The sequence below is a fragment of the Saccharopolyspora sp. NPDC050389 genome, assembly GCF_040655595.1.
In the GTDB taxonomy this organism is placed as follows: domain Bacteria; phylum Actinomycetota; class Actinomycetes; order Mycobacteriales; family Pseudonocardiaceae; genus Saccharopolyspora.
Genome location: NZ_JBFAKG010000217.1, coordinates 1 through 1778 on the forward strand (window position 1 = coordinate 1; position 1778 = coordinate 1778).

1 protein-coding gene is annotated in these 1778 nt (G+C 64.6%); it reads right to left on the reverse strand.

The genetic code is table 11. The features are described from left to right. Positions 1–662: 662 nt before the first annotated feature. Positions 663–1406, reverse strand: a complete 744-nt coding sequence (locus AB0I53_RS49520) for a TetR/AcrR family transcriptional regulator (RefSeq protein WP_358618185.1) — start codon at positions 1404–1406, stop codon at positions 663–665. Positions 1407–1778 lie beyond the last annotated feature (372 nt).

The window sequence follows — 1778 nt, forward strand, 5'->3', positions numbered from 1 at the left end:
GTCTCCCCCGGGTACGGATAGCCGGCGAACCCCGACGAATCCGCGAGACCGTAATCCACACAGCTCTGCGCGAGTCGTCATCGCCGCACCCGTCGGCGCCTGCAACAACAGATTGTCGCTGCCACTGACCACCACCACTTGCACTCCATGCGCCGACGCGAGCACCGGACACGGGTCGTCCTGCTCAGCCGCCGACGCGACTGCTCCGGTCGCCAACAATGCGGTGATCGCTGCCGCGCTAAGGGTCGCGACCTTCCACCTCACGCGTTCTCCCGTCGCCCGAGTCTCAGTCTCCCCGCCAAGCGCAACCACCATAACTACTAAACACGTGTAAGTAAACAGCCGAAAACTAACGCTCCGGCATCTTCGCCCCATGCTCTCGACAGACACAGGGCCCCGGTCGATCAGCGCGCGCCCTCGGTCGGTGGCGTAGGACAGATACACCGAGACCTGGGAGTTCTCGATCCAACTGACGACAGGTCCGACAGCAACCCGAGCAGCAAGTCGCGCCGCGTCGACGCGGCGCGCCCCGCGAAACCGGCCCACGATCCGCGACATGAGCTCGTCGAGGTGCGCCCGGCACCGAGCAGGGGTTTAGGCTGTGGCCCGCGGCCACGCCAAAGATCAAGAAGTACGGCCGTCATACTGCGGCGGTTGAAACTTCAATCGGCCGGTGGATGGACCAGAGAACGAACGACGGTACGCACGAATGCGTGAATGGCCTGTGGCAGGCTGAACGTGTCGTGCAGCGCGGCCGTCGCGAGCGCTACTCGCCCGTGCGCGACAACGAAGAAGAGCACCGTGTTCGCCTCCGCCCCCCCGGCGTCCACGAATGAGACCGGAAACTGGTAGCCGTGCTCCTTGCATCGAAGCACCGCTCGCTCAAGCGCCTCATAGACCGGTTCGGTGGTGGATTCAAGTCCCATTCCGCGAATGCGTTCAACGTCAGCCGACGTCAAGAACAAAAGCTCGTAGCGCGTCGGGCTGGAGTACGCGAACTCCACATATGCGGCCAGTTGGGCCTCGAGCTGGGCCAACGGACCTTCGGCCTCCGCTCGTTCCTCCGCGACGCTCATCGTCGCACCGAGCTCTTTCCAGATGTCAACTACCAACTGGCTGACTAGAGCTTGGCGATCTTCGAAATGTGGGTAGATCGCCGGGGTAGTTACCGAGGCCTCCCTTGCTACCGCGCGAAGAGAAAGCGCCCGATGCCCGTCACGCTCCAGAACCCGATGCGCCGCTTCCAGCAGCTCGCCACGCAGGAGGGCACCCTCACCGCGTCGATTGCGTGAACGCCTCCGGGAGGGACGTGGCTTGTTGGTCGCATCCGGGTTGTCGCCGGCAGGAGCCGAGCCAGCACCTTGTCGACGGTCGCCCAAACGGTGATCTGGGCTGGGCGTTTCCAAATTGTCGGCTCTCCTGTCGTATCCGGTGAGTCATGACGGCCCGGTAGCCGGTAAGGCGGGGCGGTGACCGCCGAGGGCGAGCATCGCCAACGCGATGAGCGCCTGGGGATTTGAACCCGCCTCTCCACAGCATAGATGAAACCATGCCCTTGGGCGGCACCGGCGGCGCTGAGGACCACCTGCCGAACTGACATCTCCCGCCCGTCAACCTCACCCACCCCGGCCGCCGGTCAACTGCACGCTCCGAGGGTTGAGCGTGCCGAACACCCCAGAAAACTGGCTCTTGTGAGTCATGTGTGGGTGCGGTCGGGTAGTTCGGGGCGGTAGCCGCCCAGGGCGAGCAGTGCCAGGGAGATGAGTGCGTCGGGGCGT